Source organism: Pseudomonas sp. H1h, assembly GCF_000633255.1.
In the GTDB taxonomy this organism is placed as follows: Bacteria; Pseudomonadota; Gammaproteobacteria; order Pseudomonadales; family Pseudomonadaceae; genus Aquipseudomonas.
On record NZ_AYMJ01000029.1, the window covers coordinates 52,598 to 74,538 of the forward strand.

General features: G+C 57.1%; 26 protein-coding genes and 3 tRNA genes. 14 read left to right on the forward strand and 15 right to left on the reverse strand.

Going from position 1 to position 21,941, the window contains the following annotated elements; translation table 11 throughout:
* Positions 1–13: 13 nt before the first annotated feature.
* A complete protein-coding gene (locus U862_RS0122505; RefSeq protein ID WP_025112480.1) occupies positions 14–736 on the forward strand; it encodes a DUF4198 domain-containing protein in 723 nt (240 codons plus the stop codon).
* Between the two features lie 140 nt (positions 737–876).
* Entirely contained in the window at positions 877–1,227 is a 351-nt protein-coding gene (locus U862_RS29795) for a hypothetical protein (RefSeq protein WP_081794911.1), read from the forward strand.
* 350 nt (positions 1,228–1,577) lie between these two features.
* Here U862_RS29795 and U862_RS0122520 read toward each other — a convergent pair whose 3' ends face one another.
* The 4 genes from U862_RS0122520 to U862_RS0122535 all read right to left on the reverse strand — a co-directional run bounded on the left by U862_RS0122520 (position 1,578) and on the right by U862_RS0122535 (position 6,309).
* Positions 1,578–3,968, reverse strand: a complete 2,391-nt coding sequence (locus U862_RS0122520) for a TonB-dependent siderophore receptor (protein WP_025112482.1) — start codon at positions 3,966–3,968, stop codon at positions 1,578–1,580.
* Positions 3,969–4,087: 119 nt separating this feature from the next.
* Positions 4,088–5,068 (reverse strand): FecR domain-containing protein, encoded by a 981-nt coding sequence (locus U862_RS0122525; RefSeq protein WP_025112483.1) that lies wholly within the window; start codon positions 5,066–5,068, stop codon positions 4,088–4,090.
* On the reverse strand, positions 5,055–5,570 hold the full coding sequence (locus tag U862_RS0122530; protein ID WP_025112484.1) for a sigma-70 family RNA polymerase sigma factor: 516 nt from the start codon (positions 5,568–5,570) through the stop codon (positions 5,055–5,057). The genes U862_RS0122525 and U862_RS0122530 overlap by 14 nt, the downstream gene beginning before the upstream one ends.
* 136 nt (positions 5,571–5,706) lie before the next feature.
* Positions 5,707–6,309: a hypothetical protein gene (locus U862_RS0122535; RefSeq protein ID WP_025112485.1), complete on the reverse strand. Its 603-nt coding sequence runs from the start codon at positions 6,307–6,309 to the stop codon at positions 5,707–5,709.
* 221 nt (positions 6,310–6,530) lie between these two features.
* On the opposite strand from U862_RS0122535, the gene U862_RS0122540 reads away from it, so the two are divergent.
* The gene (locus U862_RS0122540) at positions 6,531–6,731 is read left to right on the forward strand and encodes a KTSC domain-containing protein (protein ID WP_025112486.1); all 201 of its coding nucleotides are present in this window, start codon (positions 6,531–6,533) and stop codon (positions 6,729–6,731) included.
* Between the two features lie 137 nt (positions 6,732–6,868).
* Here U862_RS0122540 and U862_RS0122545 read toward each other — a convergent pair whose 3' ends face one another.
* The 5 genes from U862_RS0122545 to U862_RS0122565 all read right to left on the reverse strand — a co-directional run bounded on the left by U862_RS0122545 (position 6,869) and on the right by U862_RS0122565 (position 11,034).
* Complete coding sequence (locus U862_RS0122545) at positions 6,869–7,201, reverse strand: phage holin family protein (RefSeq protein WP_025112487.1); 333 nt, start codon at positions 7,199–7,201, stop codon at positions 6,869–6,871.
* Positions 7,202–7,737: 536 nt separating this feature from the next.
* Positions 7,738–8,097, reverse strand: a complete 360-nt coding sequence (locus U862_RS0122550; RefSeq protein WP_025112488.1) for a hypothetical protein — start codon at positions 8,095–8,097, stop codon at positions 7,738–7,740.
* Positions 8,090–10,309 carry a VapE domain-containing protein gene (locus tag U862_RS0122555; RefSeq protein ID WP_025112489.1) on the reverse strand — a complete coding sequence of 740 codons (2,220 nt, stop codon included), beginning with the start codon at positions 10,307–10,309 and terminating at the stop codon, positions 8,090–8,092. The genes U862_RS0122550 and U862_RS0122555 overlap by 8 nt, the downstream gene beginning before the upstream one ends.
* On the reverse strand, positions 10,299–10,523 hold the full coding sequence (locus tag U862_RS0122560; protein ID WP_008080171.1) for a TraR/DksA family transcriptional regulator: 225 nt from the start codon (positions 10,521–10,523) through the stop codon (positions 10,299–10,301). Before U862_RS0122560 ends, U862_RS0122555 begins: the two co-directional genes overlap by 11 nt.
* Positions 10,516–11,034, reverse strand: a complete 519-nt coding sequence (locus U862_RS0122565) for a phage regulatory CII family protein (RefSeq protein WP_025112490.1) — start codon at positions 11,032–11,034, stop codon at positions 10,516–10,518. Before U862_RS0122565 ends, U862_RS0122560 begins: the two co-directional genes overlap by 8 nt.
* 662 nt (positions 11,035–11,696) lie before the next feature.
* On the opposite strand from U862_RS0122565, the gene U862_RS0122570 reads away from it, so the two are divergent.
* The 10 genes from U862_RS0122570 (at position 11,697) to xerC (ending at position 16,612) form a co-directional block, all read left to right on the forward strand.
* Entirely contained in the window at positions 11,697–12,476 is a 780-nt protein-coding gene (locus U862_RS0122570) for a S24 family peptidase (protein WP_025112491.1), read from the forward strand.
* A 75-nt stretch (positions 12,477–12,551) separates the two neighbouring features.
* Positions 12,552–12,731, forward strand: a complete 180-nt coding sequence (locus U862_RS29800; protein ID WP_081794912.1) for a hypothetical protein — start codon at positions 12,552–12,554, stop codon at positions 12,729–12,731.
* Positions 12,728–13,318: a hypothetical protein gene (locus tag U862_RS0122580; RefSeq protein WP_025112493.1), complete on the forward strand. Its 591-nt coding sequence runs from the start codon at positions 12,728–12,730 to the stop codon at positions 13,316–13,318. The genes U862_RS29800 and U862_RS0122580 overlap by 4 nt, the downstream gene beginning before the upstream one ends.
* Positions 13,319–13,327: 9 nt before the next feature.
* Positions 13,328–13,609: a phage antirepressor KilAC domain-containing protein gene (locus tag U862_RS0122585; protein WP_025112494.1), complete on the forward strand. Its 282-nt coding sequence runs from the start codon at positions 13,328–13,330 to the stop codon at positions 13,607–13,609.
* Complete coding sequence (locus U862_RS30805; RefSeq protein ID WP_025112495.1) at positions 13,596–13,775, forward strand: hypothetical protein; 180 nt, start codon at positions 13,596–13,598, stop codon at positions 13,773–13,775. The genes U862_RS0122585 and U862_RS30805 overlap by 14 nt, the downstream gene beginning before the upstream one ends.
* The gene (locus tag U862_RS0122595; RefSeq protein WP_025112496.1) at positions 13,768–14,148 is read left to right on the forward strand and encodes a pyocin activator PrtN family protein; all 381 of its coding nucleotides are present in this window, start codon (positions 13,768–13,770) and stop codon (positions 14,146–14,148) included. The genes U862_RS30805 and U862_RS0122595 overlap by 8 nt, the downstream gene beginning before the upstream one ends.
* A complete protein-coding gene (locus tag U862_RS0122600; RefSeq protein ID WP_029977793.1) occupies positions 14,145–14,612 on the forward strand; it encodes a hypothetical protein in 468 nt (155 codons plus the stop codon). The genes U862_RS0122595 and U862_RS0122600 overlap by 4 nt, the downstream gene beginning before the upstream one ends.
* Positions 14,609–15,361, forward strand: a complete 753-nt coding sequence (locus tag U862_RS0122605; protein ID WP_025112498.1) for a DNA cytosine methyltransferase — start codon at positions 14,609–14,611, stop codon at positions 15,359–15,361. The genes U862_RS0122600 and U862_RS0122605 overlap by 4 nt, the downstream gene beginning before the upstream one ends.
* Positions 15,362–15,373: 12 nt before the next feature.
* The gene (locus U862_RS0122610) at positions 15,374–15,580 is read left to right on the forward strand and encodes a DUF4224 domain-containing protein (protein WP_025112499.1); all 207 of its coding nucleotides are present in this window, start codon (positions 15,374–15,376) and stop codon (positions 15,578–15,580) included.
* Positions 15,581–16,612 (forward strand): tyrosine recombinase XerC, encoded by a 1,032-nt coding sequence (gene xerC, locus U862_RS0122615; RefSeq protein ID WP_025112500.1) that lies wholly within the window; start codon positions 15,581–15,583, stop codon positions 16,610–16,612. It abuts the gene before it with no gap.
* Positions 16,613–16,705: 93 nt separating this feature from the next.
* Here the strand turns inward: xerC and U862_RS0122620 are convergent.
* Positions 16,706–16,792, reverse strand: a tRNA-Leu gene (locus U862_RS0122620).
* 587 nt (positions 16,793–17,379) lie between these two features.
* On the opposite strand from U862_RS0122620, the gene U862_RS0122625 reads away from it, so the two are divergent.
* Positions 17,380–18,471, forward strand: coding sequence for an acyltransferase (locus U862_RS0122625; RefSeq protein ID WP_081794913.1), 1,092 nt, complete (start codon positions 17,380–17,382; stop codon positions 18,469–18,471).
* 365 nt (positions 18,472–18,836) lie between these two features.
* On the opposite strand, the gene U862_RS0122635 is transcribed toward U862_RS0122625, so the two are convergent.
* The 5 genes from U862_RS0122635 to uvrC all read right to left on the reverse strand — a co-directional run bounded on the left by U862_RS0122635 (position 18,837) and on the right by uvrC (position 21,941).
* Positions 18,837–19,247 carry a hypothetical protein gene (locus U862_RS0122635; RefSeq protein ID WP_049828038.1) on the reverse strand — a complete coding sequence of 137 codons (411 nt, stop codon included), beginning with the start codon at positions 19,245–19,247 and terminating at the stop codon, positions 18,837–18,839.
* A gap of 22 nt (positions 19,248–19,269) precedes the next feature.
* A tRNA-Cys gene (locus U862_RS0122640) sits at positions 19,270–19,343 on the reverse strand.
* Positions 19,344–19,388: 45 nt separating this feature from the next.
* Positions 19,389–19,464, reverse strand: a tRNA-Gly gene (locus U862_RS0122645).
* 60 nt (positions 19,465–19,524) lie between these two features.
* Positions 19,525–20,085 (reverse strand): CDP-diacylglycerol--glycerol-3-phosphate 3-phosphatidyltransferase, encoded by a 561-nt coding sequence (pgsA, locus tag U862_RS0122650; protein ID WP_025112503.1) that lies wholly within the window; start codon positions 20,083–20,085, stop codon positions 19,525–19,527.
* A 32-nt stretch (positions 20,086–20,117) separates the two neighbouring features.
* Positions 20,118–21,941, reverse strand: a complete 1,824-nt coding sequence (gene uvrC, locus U862_RS0122655; protein WP_025112504.1) for an excinuclease ABC subunit UvrC — start codon at positions 21,939–21,941, stop codon at positions 20,118–20,120.

Genomic DNA, 21,941 nt, shown 5'->3' on the forward strand with positions numbered 1-21,941 from the left:
CAGAGGACCTATCATGCATCCATCGTTGAAAGTAGCCACCTTGGTGGCGTTTGTGATCAGCGCCAACGCCAGTGCCCACGGCCTGTGGACCGAGCAGCGACGCGGCAACATCGAGGCAGTGTACGGCCACGGTGCCGAGGACAACGCCTACAAGGCGGAGAAGATCAAGCGCGCCTGGGCGTTCGACCCAGCCGGGAAGATGATCCCGGTCACCGTCGAGCGCCTGGCGGATCATGCGGTGCTGCGACCGCTTACCTCACCTGCGGCACTTGCCGTGCTGTTGGACAACGGGCCTTGGTCCCAGCGCCCGGACAAGCAATGGGTCAATCAGGACCGCACCCAGGTCAAGGATGCGATCGCCTCCACCCACAGTTTCAAGTACAGCCTGGCCATTTACCAGCGCGATGCCCGCCTGCCGAAATTGGACATGCTGCGTTTGGCGATCGTCCCCCTGAGCGACCCCGTGCAAGTTGGGCCTGGGAAGACGCTGGAAGTGCAGGTGCTGCTCGACGGAGAACCGGCTGTGGATATACCACTGCAAGGGGACTACCGAGGCGCGCCTCACCACGTCAGCGCCACCACTGACAAGCAAGGCAAGGCACGCATCACTGTACGTAACGAGGGCCTCAACATCATCGCGGCCCAAGCCACCCTGCCACTCGCAGAAGGCGGCCCCGTGGCCCAGCAGAGTCTGTTCAGTTCGCTGACGTTCCTGGGGGAGCCACATCACGAGTAATACTTGCATCGTGCCTCGGTCATTTCGGCCGAGGCACGGGAGACACTCCCAGCCATAAGATCGACGGTCGACCCAGCCGTTAGACGCCGCCCCGCTCGGCAACTACCCTGAAGTCTCGGTATTCGTTAAAGGAGTACGAAATGGGTACCTGCAACCAGCATCCACACCATGACCATCAGCACAAGCCGGGCTGCGGCCATACGGCAATCGAACACAATGGACATGTCGATTACTTGCATGACGGACACTTGCATCACGTGCATGGCGATCATGTCGACGAACACTCACTGGAAACCAACGGCCAGAACCCTGACCGCTGTACCCCCAGCCACCAATGTGGCGGGCATTCCGCCGACCACGTTCATGGCCCGGGTTGCGGCCATGAGGCGGTACCCCACGGCGACCATGTCGATTATCTGGTCAACGGCCACCTGCACCACCCCCATGGCGATCATTGCGACGACCATGGGCCGGTGACTGTGGTCAAATGATCCTTGCCGCCCCCAGCCGAAGGGTTGGAGGCGTTACCGCATGCGACAGAGCATGAGCCGTCGTGGAAGCTGTTGGGATAATGTGCCGAGGGAGCGCTTGTTTCACAGGCTGCTATTGGCCGGTAGTGGGCGCGGGCGAACGTCCGTTATTGACCGAAAGTCGACACTCAAAACCACACCGATTTCATGTCTGTTATGTTGCGCTTACAGCGAATAGCTACCTGCCGGCGCGCAATACAATAGAAGTCGCACGCCTTCACTTTTTGCCTCTCCGGTTAACGGCCAAGTTGACGGTGCCCGGAGTAAAGCGGGCACCGCTCCCTATTTGGGAAAAAGGCTGACGCGCCTGCTTACCAGTTGTAACTCACTTTGGCGGTAATTTCGCGACCCGGATTATAGAAATTCGCAGTGCCGGAGCCGACCACGTGCTGCTCATCCAGCAGGTTGCTGACGTTCACCGCCAGGTCGGTGCCCTTGGCGATCTTGTAGTTGAAGGCAGCGTCGAACAGCGTGGTGCCATCGCTTTTGCCGGTGTTGGCTGCATCGAAGTAATAAGCGCCGACGTAGCGCGCACCCAAGCCCAGGCTTACATCGGTACCGGGAACGTCGTAGTAGCTCCAGAGCGAAGCAGAATGCTTGGGTGCCGTGGTGAACTCATTACCCTTGAGGGAGCTGCCGTCGTACAACGATCCGCGCAGGACCTCGGACTCCATGTAGGAATAGCCGCCGATCAGGCTAAGGTTCTGCGTCACCTGCGCCTTGGCCTCAAGGTCGAGGCCACGCGCCCGCGATTCGCCCACCGTCTGCTGCTCAATGATGCCGCTCGGAAGCACCACAGCAATGGTGACGTTTTCCTGGGTCAAGTCATAAACGGCTGCGGAGAACAGGGCGTCCATCCCCATCGGCGCATACTTCACGCCCACTTCGTACTGCCGGCCCGTCTGCGGTGTTACGCCTACCTGCGGCGGCGAGACGGACTCCACCATGCTCACGTAGGTGGAAACTTCATCGTTGACGATGTAAGTCAGCGCACCGCGATAGGAGGTTTCGGAGAAGTTGTCTTTCTCACTGGACTGCAAGCCTTTGCTGGTCAGATCCATGGAGTCGTTGCGCACACCACCGGTGACGATGAAACGCTCGTAGAACGACAGGTTCTGCTGAAGGAATACGGCCTTGGTGGTCGCGTCCCGTTTGTTGACGGCATACGGTGTAATCGAGCGGGAAACGCCTGTAAATACAGGGTTGGCAACGTCAATCGAGGTGGTCGGGGCGTAGACCGAGCTTTCCTTGGTGGTCGAATCGAGGTATTCCACGCCCACCAGGCTGCTGCTGTCGATGTTCTCGAAGCGGGCATCGTATTGCAGCATCAGATTGCCGTTGAACTGGTCGGCTTCGGTGTCCGTTCCAAAGAGAAAGCGGTCAACCGTAGTGCCGACGCGTGCGGCACTGTCGCTGAGGTACACGTAGCCAAAATCATCGGTCAACTTGCTGTAACGCAGGTTGCTGCGCAGTACAAAGCCGTTGTCGAAATCATGGGTTACGTTGCCGCTTAGGCTGGTGCGCTCGACATTGTGAAAGTTGTAGCTGGGCTCACCATAAAACTTGCTGCGGTCGTATTCCTTGTCCAGCGGATATCCGCCACTGTTGGGCGAACTGTCGGTTTTCAGATAGTCCAGAATCATGGTGGCCGACGTGTAATCTGTTGGTGCCCAGGTGAGGCCACCCATCACCAAGCGGTTGTCGTCCTGCGAGTGGTTGTACTCGCGGTCGCTGTTTTGGCCTTTGGCAGTGAAGCGGCCAGCCAGGGTTTTTTCGTCGTTCAGAGCATCGCCCACATCGATGCCAGTCTCGACATGGTCAAAGGAACCGTAGGTCACATAGCCCTGGCCGAACTGCTCAAAGCGTGGCTGCTTGGTCACGAAGTTCACCGAGCCGCCCGGGTCAGCCGGGCCAAACAGCGTGGAGTTGGCGCCACGCAGAATCTCGATGCGCTCATAGGCGAAAGGATCTTCGCGTACACCGCGCATCGAACTTAGGGTCAAGCCATCACGGTAGGTGGTGGCTTGGAAACCGCGGATCTGGAAATAGTCGTTGCGGTCATCCGTACCATAGAAGTCACTGACCACGCCCGGCGTGTATTGCAATGCCTCTTCCGTGGTACTGACGCTGCGTTGCTGCATTTCCTTGTTGGTAACAACCGACACCGATGCAGGTGTGTTGAGAATGCTGGTCACCACCTTGCCGCCAACCCAGAGTTCCTTGGCGACCACCGAGTTGGCGTCGTCGTCGGCACTGACCCTAACCTTGGCATTGATGATGAGGGGCGCAAGGCGGTAGTCCTCGACGGACGTTGCGTCGAGTTCCAGCGGACCGGCGGGCTTTGCTTGAGGAACCAGCAGGTAGGCATTCGGGCCTTGCTGTTTGATCTGCAATTCGCTCCCTTGCAACAACGATGACAGGGCTGCCGATGTTTCGAGCGTGCCATTTACGCCAGCCGTGGTGCGGTTCGCTACGCTTGACGCGTCGAAGGAAAGACTGATGCCAGCTTCACGCGCAAATTGGTCAAGCGCCGGCGCCAGTGGGCCGCCAGCGATGTTCCACTGTTTGACTGGGTTGCTGTGGTCAGCACTCGACGTTTGCGCCAGCAACGGCAATGCGTAGCTGCTCACGATCAATCCCAACATCGCACCCTGTAAGGCACGATTGAGTGGATGGCGCTGTGAAACCGGGGACGAACTCATTTTCTCGCTCCAAGAAAGAACATCGGCAGACTGGCCTGTATTCCGGCCTTTCTTAGAGGTCGAACGAGAATGAGAAACCACCTCATTATTTTTTCAGGTGAGACTAGGTTCTGATGGACTCAGGTGGCAGCGGTAACGGTTACCCAATAACGGGTCCGATAATCAACGTACAAGCGCAGTGACTGCGCGATCAATGCTAGGACTTGATCGTTGTCGGCAAGCTGGAAAGTGCCCGAAACGCGACGATCAGCGACCTCTTCGGCGCAGCGCAGTACCCCGGGGCGATAACGCGACAACTCCACAATGAAATCACTGAGGCGCATATTGCGCGCACTGATCACCCCATCCCCCCAGCTCCATAGATCAAGGCCGTTGTCCTTGAACATTCGGGCGCCGCTTGATGTGAATAGCAGCTGATTGCCTGCCTGGACGCTGCGGCTCGCAATAGTTTGACTGGAGCCGGGGAACACCGTGACCGATCCCTCCTGCGCCGCGACCAGCGTGCCATCATCACGTTCGCGTGTCAGAAATCGGCGACTCTGGGCACGCATGACCCCGTCGCGTGTCTGCACCCAGAACGGTCGCGCCTGAGGTGAACGTTGATCCGCGCCGACATTCACGATGATTTCCCCCCGGCGCAAGATGAGCAGGCGTTGCTGGTCGTCAAAATCGCTGTCGACGGCGCTATCGCTATTGAGCTGGATAAGGCTGCCATCATCGAGCTGGAAGCGTCGTTGCTCGCCGGTGCTACTGCGCTGCTGCGCAAGCATCGCCGGCACAGGCGTGTAGTCGCGGCCAAGCCAGGCTGCAGTGCCTACGGTAGCCAATATGCCCAGTAGCTTCAGGCTTTCCCGCCGTCGCATTCCATGTTGGGTGCCATTCAGGGTTTGCCGGGCTAATTGAGTTGGTACGCCTGCGAATTCATCCCCCAGCGTTTCCACGCGCTGCCATGCCAACACATGCTCTGGACGCTGTTGCAGCCAGTGCTCAAAAGTGCGCTGTGTTTGTTCATCGGCTTGATCGAAGCGAAGGCGTACCAGCCATTGGATCGCCTGCTCGACAATAACCGGATCCAGCGCCTGCGACTCACGCCTCGACATAACGCAAGCGATAGCAGTGTTGCAGGGCCGTGGCCAGGTCGCGTTCCACTGTCGCGCGGGAAACATCCAGCTTTTCGGCTATTTGCGCGCAGGTCAGACCGTCGAGGCGGGCAAATAAAAACGCCTGGCGAACTCTCGGTTTAAGCTTATCGAGCATGCGGTCTATGCGCTCGAGCGCATCAAGAATCATCAGCCGGCTTTCTTCCGAGGGAACCTCGTGTTGAGGCAGCAACGCGACGCTTTCCAGATAGGCACGCTCAAGTTCGCGACGACGATACTGATCAATCATCAGTCCGCGGGCGATGCTGCTCAGATAGGCACGGGGTTCGCGCAAGGGGCCGAATTGACGGGATTTGAGCAGACGCACGAAAGTGTCTTGCGCCAGATCTGCCGCGTTATCGCGACAGCCAATGCGTCGGATCAGCCAGCCATGTAACCACGAATGATGGGTGCGATAGAGCAGCCCTAGATCTGCAGTACCTAGTGTTTCGTCGCTGCGCATCGGCATTCCGCAAAAATACACAATTGATAATGAATCGCATTCTATCTATGGAACATGCCTTCAAGCAAATGCGTGGTTCTCAGTACCCTCTTCTTCCGGAACCTTTTAGCCGAATGAACTCCAACTAGCGCATTCGTTAGCAGACGTCCAGCGCAAATCCAAAATCGTCGCTGGACACTTGAGCCGCTTCGTTGAGTCGCTGGCGTAGCGCAGCGGTCAATTGCCGCTCTACCTCCCATGCATCCGACAGCGCAGCTAGCTGGGGTGCCAGTTGCGGCGATAGGCTCATCAGCGACTGGTTGAGCGAGCGTGCCGTCTCATACGCAGCCTTCTGCACAAAGCTGATCTCCACCAGTTCGCCCTGCGCCTTGCGAAACTCCATCTCTGCCATGCGCGCCAGGTAGTGCTCGCGATGCGCACGCGCTTTCTGAAAGTCCGGGGTCTGCCCTTGTGCAGGATCAGCGGGCGACGGCGCAGCCATGTTCGTCGGCTCGGATTGTGCAGCGACGTGGCTGTACACATCACGCTGAAGCCGCTCCTGTTGGTGGCGAGCAGCAACGGCAGCTTTGCTCGGATCGGCGGTATCGCGGATCAGCGCTTCAGTGGCCAGCACGTCGACCTGCTTGCCATTGGGTGAGAGCACCAGGCGGCCATTCTCTTTCAGCCAGGTGATGTAACTTGGTGAGCGACCAATGTGCGCGGCGAAGGCGCTCTTGGACAGGTAAGTGACTGTGTTCATAAGCCCTCCTCTTCAGCGGCTTTTCAATGAATCCTTTCAAGATTTCAGTGGGTTGAAATTTCAGTAAGCTGGCGGGCCTCCCACTAACACGATCCCGCGGGTTTCCGACCCCGTGTCCTTTGGAAGTCCCCAGGGTCCCCGGCGACTTTTCGGTGGCCTGGGCTGCAGATCCGCCTCGCTCGACTAGCATCAGTGGACGATCCGTCAGAGGGAGAGATGTCATGGAAATGATTGCCGTGCGTTCCAGTGCGATGACCGCCGTTGGCTACGATCCAGCAACGAGACGAATGAGGATCCGCTTTGAACAGGGTCACTCTTACGATTTCTGCGGCGTCCCATCGGCCATCCACAATGGCTTGATGGCCGCGGTGTCTAAAGGTGCCTATTACAACCTGCACATCCGTGATCGTTATCAGTGCTGAGCCCCGTCTTCCACTTGGAAAGACGGACATCCCTGCGCACGTTTCAGCTAGAGAGAATCCGCGAGTTCGATAACCCGTGTAGGGGGCGGGCCTCGGGGAGGACCCGTGAAATCTGCGTCCTAGCCGGCCTGCCCGGCTCATGCTTTCGGTTCCGCTTCGCTCAGGTCCAGCCGCTTGGCCATCCAGCGTTCGTATAAGCCGATGGCGACATCGGCGCCGGCCATCGCTGTTAGGCAACCCAGGGCGCCGGCTGTCCAGATCGACAGGCCCGCGCCAAACAGCAACATCATCGCTGACACGCCGCAGACGATGCAGGCGCCGGACCGAAGTGCGAGGCGGCGCAGTAACGCCCAGCCTCTTGCCCCATCTTTGTCAGCGCGCCACATCTCGCCGGACACACCGCCAACCAATGACAGGGCAATCACCAACCAGATCGGCATCTCTGCCAGTGCCTGTTGCTCGTTCGTCATTGCCCTGCCCCTCAAACAAAAAGACCCGGCGCTATGGCCGGGTCGGGTGGTGGGTGGCCTGCCGCGCTTTGCGGTCGCACCCATCGAAGATGGCCTCTTTTTACAGCTGTATTCTGGTGGCAGCAAGACCGGTTTAATGCCATCCGGTGAATATGTGGGTGATGCCCAGTGAACGGCTGGCGAATGTCGGTGAATATTTCATCCCGGCTGGCTTTTGCTTCTGTTGTTTCAGTGGCGTCCCATGCGTCCCACCTTCTAAAAACAAGGTGGGACGTCTGAAAGCCCCGCAGATTGGGGCGTTGCCCCACCGTCCTACTTTTCTTTCTCTTTTCTCGTGTATAGAGAGAAATTTAAAAAGCACGCGTGCGCGTGAACGCGCGTACCTGTGCCCGCTACGCATACACGGGCGGGAGGCAAAAAAGGTGGGACGGTGGGACAGCCCAACAATGACGGGGCCTGCGCCCGTCCCATGACTGCAAAAGCAGTAGGACGAGCGCAGGTCGGTGGGACGGCGTGAGCCAGAGGGATGCCCACGATCAAGCCGCTTCCCCCAGGAGGAAGTGCTCGACCACGATGTGGGCGTCATGCAGGCGTTGGTAGTAGACGTTGCGTGTGCAGCCACTGCGCGTCAGACGTGCCGCCAACGGCGAATCAGGCTGGAAGTAATGCACCTGCACCACCGTCATCAGCTCGGGATCGAGGCGTTTCTTGACGATGCGCTCAATGTCCAAAGACGCCTCGAGCGGCACTCGGCTCCCGCGCCGTCCGCGCACCAGCTGACCGCCGCTTTCCATCATCATCGCAACCATGTTGCCGCCTGAGTAACCGGCGGCCACCTCGTCGCTGTGCAGCTCCTGCGCCCATTGTTTGAGGGCCATATCGATCGCCTTAATCATCGAAGCATGGCTCCTCGAACTCGTCCCGCTGCAGCGCAGACGCCCTGCCCCAGTGCTCGGGTTTCTTGTACGCCCATGGCCGCTGACCGCTCTTGTTCAACGCCCCCAGACGGAAGCGTCGCCAGCCGAGCCGGTGCAGGATTGCGCCGACGCGCATCTGCTCGGGCTTACCCCAATGACCGGGATCGAGCTTGAGCGCCTGACCCATCACTTCACTGCCGGTGGTGGTCTCGCCGATCTGCGACTCTTCGAGCCAGGTCAGGATCGGTGTTTCCCATTCGTCCACCACAAAGCGTTCGTCCTGCTCCTCGCTGAACATCGGCGCTTCCTCTCGCGTGACCCACCAAAGGTCGCCGGCCTCAAAGCAGAACACCGCTTCGGCCCACAGCTGGTCGCGGATCTCGCGCAGCAACGGCACGTCGACCTTGGTACACGCCACCGGCCAATACCGGCGGTTGCCGGTGGCGTCCTTGAGGTATTCGTCCTGGTTGGTGGTGCCGACGAAGACACACTGGCGTGGCACGTCCAGGGTTCTGCGGCCATAGCTTTCGCGGTAGGTGTCGGTCGACGCCGAGAAGAACTGTTTGGCCTTGGTGCTCTCGGCCTTGTTGAAGCTGTCCAGCTCGCCGAGCTCGACAATCCACTTACCGCGAATTGCCTGGAAGCCGTCCTTGTCGCCGAGGGCAAACGGCGTGTCCATGAACCACTCACCGCCGAGCACACTCATCGCGGTCGACTTACCGGCACCCTGTACGCCTTCGAGGATCATCACCGAGTCAGCCTTGCAGCCGGGCTTCATCACCCGTGCCACGGCCGAAATCAGCCAGCGTTTGCCAACCTTGGAGGTGTAGTCGGTTTCCTTCACCCCCATCACATCCGTCAGCCAACGCTCCACGCGCGGCACGCGATCCCACTCGAGTTTTTTCAGGTACTCGCGCACCGGGTGAAAGGCGTGGTCGTGCGCCACGACACTCACCGCCTCGATGACGTGCGAGGACTTCACGCGCAGGTTGTACTGCTGGGCGAGCCACTTCATCACGCGCACGTCATCGATGTCGGCCCACTCGCCGGTGCCACCGCCATAAGGGGCCGCGCGCAACTTGACGATCTTCGAGCTGAAGGCGCAGTAGCTGATCACCCCGGCCCAGCGTTCGTCGTGAGCGAGGATCAATTCGACGTTCTGCATGTGCGCGATCAAGGCGCCGCTCTCACTGCGGGCCAGTTGATCTTTCCAGCCACCGGCCGCCGGTGGGCGGACCACCGCGAGCACTTGTCGGCGAACTGCGTCGAGGCCTTCGGCGACGTGCAGGTCGTTGAAGTCGGTCCACTTGTCGTGGCGCTCGACCGCGAAGATCGGCGCGACGATCTGGGCACCAACGATCAGCGCGGCGTTGCTGGCCTTCTCGTCGCCCGGGTTCCAGGCATCGCCGTTGGGCTTGGTGGTTTTCCAGTCGTCATCGCGGCAGATGATCAGCGGGCAACCGGCGAAGCGTTCGCGCATGACCTTGCACACGGCCAGCAGGTTGCCCGCATCGAAGGCCACGGCCACCGCAAGCGACGTCGCCATGTGTAGGCTGGCGCCGGTGGCGTAACCCTCACAGACCAGCACCGGCTCGCCCGGAACCGGGTGCGGACCGAGCAGGTGAAAGGTGCCCTCCTTCGCCATGCCGTAGGGCCAGTAGGATTTGTCGCGGCCGGTGTCTTCCTGTTTGTTCGGGAAGATCACCTGCAGGCCCATGATCTGATCACGGGCGTTCTTCATTGGGACCAGCACGGCACCGGTGCGTGGCGCGTAACGCACGTTGATGCCGACGATCTGTTTGCGGTCCAGGTAGTCGCTGCGCCCGGTGGTCGGCATGCGTTCGAACAAACCCTGCGCCCTTTTCGCGGCCCGCCGCGCAGCGTTATTCGCGATTTCGGCGGCGCGGCGCTTGGCTTCCTCCTGGCGAGCGCGCATCACTTCGCGCTCCTCGGGGGACATGCGGCCGGCCTTGACCTTGATCTTCTGCGTCTCGCCCGAACGCCAGTCACCGAAGGCGCCGAAGATCAGGGTGTCGCCCTTCTCCGTGCGCTGCTCGTGAACCACGTACCAGCCGTTCTTTTCCTTGCCCTTGTCCTGCGATGTCTTGCAGCGGGTCAGCTTGCCGAACACCAGCGGTTGCGCTGGCTCCAGACCGTAATCGGCGAATTGGCCCAATACCTCATCGAGCATGCTGAATCCCCCGCTCAGAGAGGGACTGGCAGCTGATGCACTGCGAGCAACCCGGCTGGGCCAGACGACGCGCCTCCGGTATCGGATCGTCACAGGCTTCACAGAACAGCAAGGAATGGGCCGCGCTTTCTGCCTTGGCAGCGCTGCGCGCGGCCATGGCCTGATCGATGCGTTCCTGCACCAGATCGTTGGCAAAATCGGCGATGTCAGCCACGGTCAGCACCTCGCGTCGTCTGGTTGACGTAGGTGGCGCGGTTGAACAACCCCAGCAGACCTTGAATACCCCGGAACACCTGCAGACGAATCGCCGCCAGTTCCTGATCAGTCACCACACCGTCGCCGATGCTCTTGGCCCAGGTCTCGGCCAGATCGGCGACCTGGCGGAAGTATTCGGCGATGCCGGTGGTCAAGGTCTCGGGCATGTCGTTGGTGTAGGTGTCGGCCAGTTCCTGCCAGATCGTGTCGCCGACCAGCGCGTGCACCGCATCCAGAATGCGGCGATCCTTGGTCAGTTCGAGGATCTCGCCAAACTCCTGAATGTTGATGGAGTGGCTCGGGTGGGTCGGCGACAGTTTGTGCTGCAGCGTGGTCGGGTTACGACCGGTCGTGGCAGCGATGGCAGCAGCGCCACCCGGGTACTCGCGAGCGGCGTGGTACAGCGCTAAATCGAGCGGCAGGATTTCCCGCTGCGCCCGTTCCAGAGAACTAAGAGCGATTCGGCTCATGGCATTAATCCTAAAAGTTGCCAGTGCCATGCGACAGATGTTGGTGATACATTTGCCGCGTGGTCTGGAGAGGCCCAAACGCCGGCTAGATCCGCTAGATCGAAACCGGCACCGTGCCGGGGCGAACAATCCGTTGTTCACCCCTGGCGCAACAGCTGCCAGCTCTGTGGTAAGAACGGCAGCAACACCAAGGCTTCCGAGCCTTGGAAACGCGATGAGGGTCGGCGGCATGTGGTGTGCGCACCTACTGACATCGCGGCCCGATAGCATTGTGGTGATGCTATCGGGAGAAACTGGGCGACCCTTGGGTCGCCTTTTTTCTATGCAGAGTTTTTTTCTGAAACTGACTCCGCTGGAAAGATTTCTGGGAGGTCTGGCCTAAGCTGGTGTGGCTGCAGCAACCCGGCAAGAGCGTTCGATAAAGGTCGAACCTGCGCAACGGGGATACCCCTTCGTCGCCAATTGAAAAATCGTTGAGGACTGATTTTGCACTGTCGCGAAAGCTGCGAAGGACTTTTGCCGGCAGCTTCAGCAACCTGCAATACCAAATCAAAAATCTGAGCAGGTGTACTCATGACGTTAACCGCACCAAACAAATTGAATGAACAAACCAAACAATACGTTTGTTATCTTTTAAACGCAAGCGCTGTAACATCCTGTTTATGAGCAAACAGACGCAACAACTCAAAGGCAAACGATTTCGGGAAGCACTTCAGGGGTCCGGATTGACAGGATCTCAGCTGGCTCGAATCCTCGATCTAGAGAACGATCAGAACATCACGAACTGGAAAGCGAGGGGTGTTCCAGCCTACATGGCGGGTGAAGTCGCGCGCACTCTGATCGTAGAGCGTGAATGGCTGGAAGGAAGAGATGTACCAATGCGTACATCGACTACGGAACGCACCCCCACACCTCCAGAAAATGGATCTCCGATTTACGCTCTGGAGTTGAGGTCACCTTGGGATCCTGGCACCTCTCTGGAAGTAGACGAAGTGGAGTTGAGGCTGTATCGCGAGGTCGAGTTTATAAATGGGCCTGGCAAGGTCCCACGTGCAGAAGTTCAAGAGATCACTGGCCCTAAGCTTCGCTTTTCTCGGGATACGATGCGTGACTGCGGGGTAGATCCACAAAACGCAGTTTTCGCTATGAATCATTGCAATAGCACCGAACCCTTGATTCGATTGGGAGCGACCGTAGGAATAGATACCGGCATGACCCGCATCGTAGACGGAGAAATGTACGCGATTGATCACAACGGGCTGTTGCGAATCAAATTTGTTGAGAAAACCCCCAGCGGTATAACGCTGAAAAGCTTCAATTCTAAAGAATATCCAGACGAAGACTATGATTTTGACAAGATAATATCTCAGCGATTTGTAATCCTCGGTCGCATATTTTGGTGGTCCTACATTAGACCGCTAGGCAGCAGATCGATGGCATAGCAAACAAAATGTGTTGACCACCCACCAAACAAACTGTTTACTCGCCTCACTCTCCTACCACAGTGAGGCTTTACAATGCGTACCACCGCATCCCTGCATATCCATCCTGCATGCGTCAGCAATCGCAAACTGATCGAACAGCTGCAGCTCGCCACGGGCTGCCTGGTCGTCATTCATAACAGCAAACCCAAGCTTGTCGCCAAGTCCTGTCAGCCCTCTCCTGTCGATCCGAACGGCGGAGGACACGCGGCATGATCAAGTACAAGATCGACAACCGCACCCTGCAGTTGCTCAATGCACAGGTCAACTTGACCGAAACCTTCAACCACGTCCTGCGCACAGCGCCGAAGCGCGAGTGCCTGGCATTCCGTCTCAAGGCCGAACGCGGCACAGTGGAAAGCACTTTCGTCATCGAGCTGGGCAGTGAACGCCACACGCTGACCCTGCCGAACGACAAGAAGATGCACCTCAAGCTGGCCGACTTCATCGAAGAGATTGCCAACGGCCCGCTTGATCCGAGCACCACCAGCGACTTGGTGCATCGTGCGCATGCCGATCGCCAATACGGACGCTTTGACGTCCAGGACAAACAACGGGTATTCGAACTGATTCGCACCGGCGGCGTGCTGAGCCTCGACATGGGCTTCGACCTGCCTCTGCACGTGGCTGTTCATCGCCCGCACACTCTTTCCTGCATCACCGCCATCCTCAGCATCGGCAAAAAGAGCCCGCGCACCCGGTGTTTTACCGCGTGCGGTACCGATGTCGAAATCTACGGCAAGGTCAGCGAATCCATCAGCCAAATTGCTGCGGCAGCCACTCCTGCCGCACACGCGGCTTAAGGAGGCGCCATGGAACGAACCCTCGCCCAAACAGCTGCTCATCTCGGCCTGACCCGACCCAAGCTCATCGCCCGCATGCGCGAAAAGGGTCTGCTTAAGGGAAACCTGCCGGCGGACCTCGAGCGCGACAACGATTATCTACGGATCAAGGACAGCCCCTGGTACGACGAGAAATACGGCATGCAGTACAGCCAGTCGACCCGGATCAAACAAGCCGGCATCCGCTGGCTGGCTGAGCAGCTGGGCATTGATCTTCCCGCCATCCCGGCAGACCGCCGTGACGTGGCCTAGGGAGTACGCCCGCCAGATCGTTGCCATGCGCACACGCGAGGAGCGCAACGCCGCGCTCCTCGAAGTGCCCGAACATCTGCGCGAGCTGACTAAACGCCACTGCCTGAACACCTGGAACCACCCGGCACGACAACAACGCAAGGAGGCTCGACAAGGCCATGAGTAACGCTACGCAGAATCCGCTTCGCCTGCATCCGGCGCCTGAATCGACCACCGTTGAAATGCTCTATCGCACTTTCGGGAATGTACTGATCCCGCTAGAGAAAATACGAGAGGCCTATTTTCGGAACCTGAATTCACAGCTGTTCGTGACTGAGATCTACAACGGCAGGATTCAGCTTCCGATCACCACGATCGACGCCAGTCGCAAGGCACTCAAATACGTCCACATACGGCACATGGCCTCGTTGATCGACATCTGCGCCTACAAGGCTGATGAGGACATGCAGCGACAGCAGGACGACCAACCCGATGCTGCACCCACATCACTGACGGCAGTTTCCACCAGCCAACGACAGCCCCAGGAGCACACCAAATGATGACTTCAGTACAAGCAGGTGCACTCGTCATCCTGATCATTATGGCGGCCCTCCTAGTTTGGGGCGGTTACATCATGGGCCGTAGCGATGGCCTGGAGACCGGCCTGCGCAAGGGTGAAGACATCCAGCGCGCCGCAAGCGCCAAAACCATCCGCGAGCTTCAGGCCTCCCCGCAGTTCATCCGGCCCGATCACGCGCGCCTGGCACACACCTGCAAACGATTTGAAGCAGGTCCACTCTTCGGCCCGGCCGAGCACCAGACGCTGGTCGATATCGGCGAGCTGCTGCGGATCGCCGCCGAGACCTACAGCGCCTTTCGTACCGGCAAGAAGCTTGAGCGTGATGCCCGGTCCCTGCGCGATCAGGTGCTTGCGATGGCTGCGCAGTTGCAATCAGGAATTGAGGGCAACAAAGTCGGACAACCACTCTCCAGCGCCGCGCAAGTCACTGTGGAGGCTGCGTGAATGAGTTGGCTCTTTTCGCAGGCGCTGGTGGCGGAATACTCGGCGGACACCTCCTCGGCTGGCGCACCGTCTGCGCCGTTGAGTGTGATGCCTACGCCGCACAGATTCTGGCGCAACGACAAACCGATGGACTGCTCCCGCCTTTCCCGATTTGGTCTGACGTGTGCAGTTTTGACGGACGTCCTTGGCGAGGCCTTGTTGACGTGGTTTCAGGAGGATTTCCTTGCCAAGACATCTCGGTTGCAGGCAACGGGCTCGGTATCGCCGGCGCCCGTTCCGGACTGCGGCGGCAGATGGCACGAATTACCGATGAGGTACGACCGCGTTACGTCGAACTGGAGAACTCACCATTGCTTGTGGGAAGAGGACTTGCCGTGGTGCTCGGTGACCTTGCCGAAATGGGGTATGACGCGCGATGGGGTGTTATCGGAGCGGCTGACCTTGGTGCCCCTTATCAGCGCGACCGGATCTGGCTCATCGCAGAAGACACCCACCAGACGATGGCCAACACCAGTGGCGAGCATGGCAAAGGGATCCTCCCCCGCGGCACTAACTCGCCGATCAGGGGCCGACCGTTCGAACGATCGGCTGGATCACGCCGTGATGGCACAGGATGGTGGTCATCTGAACCCGGAATGGGCCGAGTGGCTAATGGGATGGCCCATCGGGTGGACCGACTTAAGGCCATTGGCAACGGACAGGTTCCAGTCGTGGCAGCAAGCGCATTCGAAGCGCTCTGTATTTCCTAGCAAGGAGGCAGCATGAACATTCAATTTCTTAGCCATGAGCAGGTTTGCGAGCTGACCGGAGCTAAAACTAAGGCCGGTCAGATAACGGTACTGAAGCGCAATGGCATTCGTCATACCATCAAGCGCAATGGCTGGCCTTGCGTGATTGCATCCGCGCTGACAGGAGCAACAACCAACGCGACAGAAACTCCAACGTGGCAGCCGCGCCTGGTGGGATAAATGGGACGAAGACCAACAAAGCCGGGGAGCATTCCTCGGCTGCGCGAGAGAAAACGCGGCAACACCACCTATTACCTCTATGACACTGGCGGGAAACCACGCAAGGAAATCCCGCTAGGTACAGATTACGGCCTAGCCGTACTAGAGTACGCAAAACTCGAAAAAAGCCGTGTCTCTCAAGCTCTGACGCAAACCGTACTTACCTTTGCTTACGTAGCCGAGCTTTATATGAATGAGGTGGTTCCCACAAAAGCCCACGCCACCCAAAAGGACAACGCGCGCGAACTGAAAAACCTTCTTCTGTTCTTCAATGACCCGCCCGCTCCTCTAGAAGCTATCGAACCGAAACATGTCAGCCAGTACCTTCGTCATCGTGGCAAGACAGCACCTATTCGCGCGAATCGGGAGAAGGCACTACTCAGCTCCATCTGGAACTTTGCTCGCGAGAATGGCTATACATCCTTGGCAAATCCTTGCTCAGGCGTGAAAGGCAATAAAGAAACAGGTCGCGACATATATGTTGAAGACGACGTACTTGCCAGAGCCTACCGGCATGCGGATCAACCATTGAGGGACGCTTTGGACCTGTTCTACCTAACGGGCCAGAGGATCGCAGACACATTGAAGATGGATGAGCGAGACATCAAAGACGGAAAGCTCTCCGTTCAGCAAGGCAAGACCGGGGCTAAACGAAGGATCGAGATCATTGGTGAGCTCAAAGTCGTAATCGATCGGATCATGACACGAAAGGCTGGACACAAAATCAGATCAACACGTCTGGTAGTAATCGACTCTGGGCAGCCAATGACGACCAGCATGCTCAGAAAGCGGTTTGATGACGCCAGGGAAGCAGCCGGAATTCCAAAAGCAGAATTTCAGATGCGCGACCTAAGAGCAAAAGCGGCGACGGATAAGGAGGAGTCAACAGGGAGCATCCGAGAAGCTAGGGACCAGCTAGGACATACGACCGTTGGGATGACAGAACAGTACATCCGAATGCGCAAGGGGATGAAGGTTACCCCTACGAAGTGACTGACGGTCACGAATTGCGGAAAAGATTTTTTCATTGCGGAAAAAAGAACTAAGGGCTTGCATGAGGTATGTCATGCAAGCCCTTGATATTAATGGTGCCCGAAGCCGGAATCGAACCGGCACGCCCTTACGAGCGGGGGATTTTAAGTCCCATGCGTCTACCAGTTTCGCCATTCGGGCGGTAGCGCGGTACGGCGCTCATATCAGTCGTTCAACGAACCTGACACTGTTGAGCCGTGTGAAGCAGAGCGGGAAATATATACATCAGTTCCCGGTGAAGCAAGTTCACAGTGGCTCATTTCAAGACTAAATCTTGCAGCGCACTGAAAATAAAAAAGCTGAGTAAATCATAGATCTACAGAGCTTGTTTGCGGTGGAGCTCGAGGTTGGTATCGAACTGCTGCAAGTAGATTTGCAGTTCACCTATAAAGCTCAGAATTTCAATAGGTTAGCACTATTCGTCGCTCGCAAGCTACTGATTTTTAAGGCCCCTTCACGCCAGGTTGATCCCACGGCTTGCCGTTCTGAGCGCACGTCAAAGGCTCGTCGGCAGCAGCGCATCGCAAGTCAACAAACCTGCACGTAAAAACCTTACTGATTGGTATCAATCGCGACCTCCCTCGCCCCTTGAATCCACCGTGCGCTGGAGGGCGACTTAACAATTTTCAGCGAGACATCACAAATCCAAAAAAATTCCGTAACAATTCAGTTACATTTTTTATACAAATCTGTACCATGCCGCGCAAAAAACAACAACAAGGAACTGGATGATGGGATTCTTCCGACTAATACTGGCATTGGCAGTATTCATCGACCACGCACATGAAATTCTAGGACGAGAGATTTCAGTAACCCACCAAAGTGCAAACATTTTCATTTGGTCAGGGCACGCAGTTTTTGCATTTTTTATTTTGTCTGGCTTTTACATTTCAATGGTGATCACAGAGAAATACTCAAAGCTAAGCAATGGCGCCGGTAAATTTTACCTTAATCGGGCTCTAAGACTTTATCCTGTCAACTGGCTGATGCTTATACTCTTTGCATGGCTGATACTCTCAACGGGTGAAAAATCATTTCTGGTTTTCGACACCGAACCAGGAAAAGAGTGGCTCATGCCGGTCGCTCTTTTTTGTAATGCCTTTTTCTTTGGCGCCGAACTCATTCCTTTCTCCACACCGGAGAACTGGAACTATGTCATCGGCCCTGTATGGTCCCTCAGCCTGGAACTGTATTTTTACGTCCTTGCACCATTCATTGTTACCAGATCGCTCAAAACGATACTCGCCTTGACGATGGCCGGAGTAGTACTGAGAATCACCCTTTACGCCTTGGATTTCCCCGTCGTCCCTTGGAGATATTTCTTCTTCCCATCGTCGATAGCCTTCTTCATGCTCGGCGTATTGGCCTACAGGTTGTATATCGAAGCCAAAAACAAATCCTGGGTCATAATGGCCGGAAAGATTTCTGCATTAGCTTTAATTGTTTTCATAGTCACCCCTCAACTCTGGACAAGCGGCGATCAGGACGCTCCGCTCTCCTGGTTGTTTTACTTGACTGTTTTTGTCTGCACGCCCTTCTTGTTTGAGCTTACAAAAAAATCAAAGATCGACAGGATTACCGGCCAGCTCGCGTACCCGGTATACCTCGGACATTTTGTCGTAATGTCCGTGGTACTGCATTACTACGAAGGCGAATTGGATAAATCAGTTGTCTCACTAATCGGCACTTTCTTGTTTGCCTTTATCGCCTATTATGCAGTAGACATTCCAATCGAGAGAATTCGCTTGATAATCTCGAAAACAAACAACGCAAAAGAATTGAATACTCTGAATCAAGTCATTTCAAGAGTTGCAACATAGAAACGCCCACCAAGGCAGAAGGAAGGAGCATTAGCAACTCCTTCCCTCTGCCTCTATCGCATCAAATTCAAAAGCGTCTAGACGAGCACTGCGCGATCTTTTCTCTGCATCCTGCACGACCAGCCATGCCCCCATGAGCTGAAGCCAGCCGCACACGCATTAAAAAAAAGCTAGAGCCCGATGCCTTCTATAATGCGGCGCAGAGAGGATGAAATCCGACGCAAGGAAATGGCGATGCCTGTCTGGAACGCCATTGAGGAAATAAACGAGGAGCTACGCAACCCGACTTTAAACACTCATGCGCTTGAGGCACATCAAGCACTTTAGAGTCCACGCAGAAGCGACACAGGACCAAGGCCGCAAGGTTATTTCCCCTCTATAGCCTTGAACTGCTCCCAAGCCCCCATCAACTCTTTCTGAGCGCTGTCGACGTGGGGGTAATTCAGTTTTACATATTTACTGTAGCGCTGAATAAGCTCTCTGGAAGCGTCACACAAAGTATCGTGATCAATACCAAGCTCGGCAGCCGCGCCAAACGCTGCGACAAGCGCCTGCTCCAACGCAATTTCACGATCAGATATCACCACCGCCCCCTCACTCAACCTCAATTTGAATACAAATCGTACCGAAAACGACATCAAATTGCCACGTTTGCGACCACCACCGATCATCGAGATCGGAATCCACATCAGCATGCCTGCCAAGTTGCGGAGCATATGAGAAAAATTGCGGAACACCCGACTTTCTTGCAGGCAATAAAAAACCCCGTAGATCATTGATCTACGGGGTTTTTAAGAGTGGAGGCCGAGGTCGGAATCGAACCGGCGTAGGTGGATTTGCAATCCACTGCATAACCATTTTGCTACTCGGCCTCAAACGATCGCTGCTAGTAGCACAACAACAACCGCGTACAAACTTGGAGCGGGAAACGAGACTCGAACTCGCGACCCCGACCTTGGCAAGGTCGTGCTCTACCAACTGAGCTATTCCCGCTTGGTGTTGCGCATTCTATAGATTTCAGAAGCCCCGTCAACCCTTTGATTCAAAAAACTTTTATTTCTTTTCAACGTCGGTTTTCAGATGCGGCCAGGCAGCCCGCAAGTATTGAACCATCGACCACAATGTCAGGCCTGCCGAGATCAGCAACAAGGCGTAACCCAGGAAGACCCAGAAGCTGAAGTCACGAGGGTTGGCCAGCAGGATCACCAGCGCCAGCATCTGGGCGGCGGTTTTCCACTTGCCGAGATTGGACACCGCCACATGAGCGCGGGCACCGAGTTCGGCCATCCATTCACGCAAGGCCGATACGACAATCTCGCGGCCAATGATGACGGCAGCAGGAAGTGTCAGCCACAAGTTGCCGTGTTCCTGTACCAGCAGCACCAAAGCCACTGCCACCATCAGTTTGTCGGCGACCGGATCGAGGAACGCACCGAACGGCGTGCTTTGTTCCAGACGACGGGCCAGATAGCCATCCAGCCAGTCAGTCGCCGCCGCAAAGGCGAATACCGAGGCGGAAGCCATGTAACTCCACTGGTAAGGCAGGTAAAACAGCAAAATGAAGATCGGGATGAGCAGGACGCGGAGAACGGTAATCAGATTAGGGATATTCATCGGCACAACTGGCTACGAGGTGAGTTGGCATTCTACTCGCTATGCAGGTTTGCATAAATCGACTCTGCGAGCTTTTTACTGATCCCCGGTGCTTTGGCGATCTCTTCGATGCTTGCACGAGACAGCTCCTGCAATCCACCAAAATGTTTCAACAAGTCGCGGCGCCGGGTAGGCCCGACACCTGCAACGCCTTCAAGTGTCGACGTACGGCGGGTTTTACCGCGGCGCGCGCGGTGTCCGGTAATCGCGAACCGGTGGGCTTCGTCGCGAATCTGCTGGATCAGATGCAGTGCCGGCGAGTCGCCCCGCAGAGTGAACTCGTGCGCAGCATCATTAAGATACAAAGTCTCGAAACCAGCCTTACGTGTTGCTCCTTTCGCCACACCCAAGAGAATGAGATCAGGCACTGCCAGCTCATTCAGCACATCACGGGCCATCGACAACTGCCCTTTGCCGCCGTCCACCAACAGAATGTCCGGCAGTTTGCCCTCCCCGTCCTTCAGTTTGCTGAAGCGGCGGGTCAACGCCTGGTGCATGGCGGCATAGTCATCGCCAGCTGTGACGCCCTCAATGTTGTAGCGACGATAATCGGACTTGATCGCGCCTTCCGGGCCGAACACGACACAGGAGGCAACGGTCGCCTCACCACTGGAATGACTGATGTCATAGCACTCCAGGCGCTGCGGCGGCTCATCCAGGTTCAACACTTCGGCCAGCGCATCGAAGCGCGCGGCCGTGTGTTGCCGGTTGGCCAGGCGCGCGCCCAGCGCCTGCTCGGCATTGGTGACCGCCAATTGCTGCCAGCGCGCCCGCGTGCCACGTACCCGAAGACTGATGGTCAATTCTCGACCGCGTAACTCGTGAATGACTTCGATCAACGCCGTTGCGTCTTCTGGAACCACGTTGACGATCAACTCGCTCGGCAAGTCGCGCTCCGGACTGCTGATGAAGTACTGGCCAAGGAACGCGGCCATGACTTCAGCAACGTCTTCTTCAATACCCACCTGCGGAAAGAAATTCTTGCTGCCCAGCACGCGCCCGCCGCGCACACTGATCAAATGAACGCAGGCGCCGCCCGGGTTGACGAAGGCTGCGATGACGTCGATATCGCCGGTGCCGCCCTCCATGCTTTGCTGATCCTGAACCCTGCGCAGCAAGGCAATCTGGTCGCGCAACTCGGCAGCACGCTCGAACTCCAGATTGATTGCTGCCTCTTCCATCGCCGTAGAAAGCTCATTGGTCAGTGCGTGACTGCGGCCCTCAAGAAACATCACCGAATGGCGAACATCCTCGGCATACACCTCAGGTTCGACCAGGCCGACACAAGGCGCCTTGCAGCGCTTGATCTGATATTGCAGACACGGGCGTGTGCGGTTCTTGTAGTAACTGTCTTCGCACTGACGGACGAAAAAGGTTTTTTGCAACAGGCTGAGGCTTTCGCGGATGGCCCCGGCGCTCGGGTATGGGCCGAAATACTTGCCCTTGGCTTTCTTTGCACCGCGGTGGATGCTCAGCCGCGGAAATTGACCGTCGGAAAGAAACACATAGGGGTAGGACTTATCGTCGCGCAACAGAATGTTGTACGGCGGGCGCCACTCCTTGATCAGGGTCTGCTCAAGCAGCAACGCTTCGGTTTCGTTGGCGGTGATGGTCGTTTCGACCTGCGCGATACGCCCGACAAGCGCAGCAGTCTTCGGCGCCAGTCCGGTCTTGCGGAAGTAGCTGGCAAGGCGCTTCTTGAGATTCTTGGCCTTGCCGACGTAAAGCAGGCGTGCCTCGCTGTCGAACATGCGATAGACGCCGGGACGCCCACTGACAGTCGCCAGGAAGGCGCCGGAATCGAATGTTTCAGTCAT

Bases quoted from the DNA above. Each gene is read 5' to 3' on its own strand.
- uvrC (WP_025112504.1), bottom strand. From the start codon at position 21,941: ATGACTGAAACATTCGATTCCGGCGCCTTCCTGGCGACTGTCAGTGGG.
- U862_RS0122565 (WP_025112490.1), bottom strand. From the start codon at position 11,034: ATGAGCCGAATCGCTCTTAGTTCTCTGGAACGGGCGCAGCGGGAAATC.
- U862_RS0122535 (WP_025112485.1), bottom strand. From the start codon at position 6,309: ATGAACACAGTCACTTACCTGTCCAAGAGCGCCTTCGCCGCGCACATT.
- U862_RS0122505 (WP_025112480.1), top strand. From the start codon at position 14: ATGCATCCATCGTTGAAAGTAGCCACCTTGGTGGCGTTTGTGATCAGC.
- U862_RS0122585 (WP_025112494.1), top strand. From the start codon at position 13,328: ATGGAACGAACCCTCGCCCAAACAGCTGCTCATCTCGGCCTGACCCGA.
- xerC (WP_025112500.1), top strand. From the start codon at position 15,581: ATGGGACGAAGACCAACAAAGCCGGGGAGCATTCCTCGGCTGCGCGAG.
- U862_RS0122625 (WP_081794913.1), top strand. From the start codon at position 17,380: ATGATGGGATTCTTCCGACTAATACTGGCATTGGCAGTATTCATCGAC.
- U862_RS0122530 (WP_025112484.1), bottom strand. From the start codon at position 5,570: ATGCGCAGCGACGAAACACTAGGTACTGCAGATCTAGGGCTGCTCTAT.
- pgsA (WP_025112503.1), bottom strand. From the start codon at position 20,085: ATGAATATCCCTAATCTGATTACCGTTCTCCGCGTCCTGCTCATCCCG.
- U862_RS29795 (WP_081794911.1), top strand. From the start codon at position 877: ATGGGTACCTGCAACCAGCATCCACACCATGACCATCAGCACAAGCCG.
- U862_RS0122540 (WP_025112486.1), top strand. From the start codon at position 6,531: ATGGAAATGATTGCCGTGCGTTCCAGTGCGATGACCGCCGTTGGCTAC.
- U862_RS0122635 (WP_049828038.1), bottom strand. From the start codon at position 19,247: ATGATCTACGGGGTTTTTTATTGCCTGCAAGAAAGTCGGGTGTTCCGC.
- U862_RS0122555 (WP_025112489.1), bottom strand. From the start codon at position 10,309: ATGCTCGATGAGGTATTGGGCCAATTCGCCGATTACGGTCTGGAGCCA.
- U862_RS0122545 (WP_025112487.1), bottom strand. From the start codon at position 7,201: ATGACGAACGAGCAACAGGCACTGGCAGAGATGCCGATCTGGTTGGTG.
- U862_RS0122570 (WP_025112491.1), top strand. From the start codon at position 11,697: ATGAGCAAACAGACGCAACAACTCAAAGGCAAACGATTTCGGGAAGCA.
- U862_RS29800 (WP_081794912.1), top strand. From the start codon at position 12,552: ATGCGTACCACCGCATCCCTGCATATCCATCCTGCATGCGTCAGCAAT.
- U862_RS0122550 (WP_025112488.1), bottom strand. From the start codon at position 8,097: ATGATTAAGGCGATCGATATGGCCCTCAAACAATGGGCGCAGGAGCTG.
- U862_RS0122595 (WP_025112496.1), top strand. From the start codon at position 13,768: ATGAGTAACGCTACGCAGAATCCGCTTCGCCTGCATCCGGCGCCTGAA.
- U862_RS0122525 (WP_025112483.1), bottom strand. From the start codon at position 5,068: ATGTCGAGGCGTGAGTCGCAGGCGCTGGATCCGGTTATTGTCGAGCAG.
- U862_RS0122580 (WP_025112493.1), top strand. From the start codon at position 12,728: ATGATCAAGTACAAGATCGACAACCGCACCCTGCAGTTGCTCAATGCA.
- U862_RS0122610 (WP_025112499.1), top strand. From the start codon at position 15,374: ATGAACATTCAATTTCTTAGCCATGAGCAGGTTTGCGAGCTGACCGGA.
- U862_RS0122520 (WP_025112482.1), bottom strand. From the start codon at position 3,968: ATGAGTTCGTCCCCGGTTTCACAGCGCCATCCACTCAATCGTGCCTTA.
- U862_RS0122600 (WP_029977793.1), top strand. From the start codon at position 14,145: ATGATGACTTCAGTACAAGCAGGTGCACTCGTCATCCTGATCATTATG.